The sequence below is a fragment of the Corynebacterium sp. UMB6689 genome, from assembly GCF_030215295.1.
Lineage (GTDB): Bacteria > Actinomycetota > Actinomycetes > Mycobacteriales > Mycobacteriaceae > Corynebacterium > Corynebacterium aurimucosum.
On record NZ_JASOLS010000056.1, the window covers coordinates 1 to 591 of the forward strand.

A 591-nucleotide genomic window follows, 5' to 3' on the forward strand; every position below is an offset into this window, starting at 1 on the left:
CTCGAGTGGCGAACGGGTGAGTAACACGTGGGTGATCTGCCTTGCACTCTGGGATAAGCTTGGGAAACTGGGTCTAATACCGGATATGAACTGCCTTTAGTGTGGTGGTTGGAAAGTTTTTCGGTGCAAGATGAGCTCGCGGCCTATCAGCTTGTTGGTGGGGTAATGGCCTACCAAGGCGTCGACGGGTAGCCGGCCTGAGAGGGTGTACGGCCACATTGGGACTGAGATACGGCCCAGACTCCTACGGGAGGCAGCAGTGGGGAATATTGCACAATGGGCGGAAGCCTGATGCAGCGACGCCGCGTGGGGGATGACGGCCTTCGGGTTGTAAACTCCTTTCGACAGGGACGAAGCGCAAGTGACGGTACCTGTATAAGAAGCACCGGCTAACTACGTGCCAGCAGCCGCGGTAATACGTAGGGTGCGAGCGTTGTCCGGAATTACTGGGCGTAAAGAGCTCGTAGGTGGTTTGTCGCGTCGTCTGTGAAATTCCGGGGCTTAACTTCGGGCGTGCAGGCGATACGGGCATAACTTGAGTGCTGTAGGGGAGACTGGAATTCCTGGTGTAGCGGTGAAATGCGCAGATAT

1 rRNA gene is annotated in these 591 nt (G+C 56.3%); it reads left to right on the forward strand.

Features of this window, described 5'->3' with window-relative positions:
• Window positions 1–591: ribosomal RNA gene (locus QP363_RS12635) — 16S ribosomal RNA — on the forward strand; the annotation flags it as partial.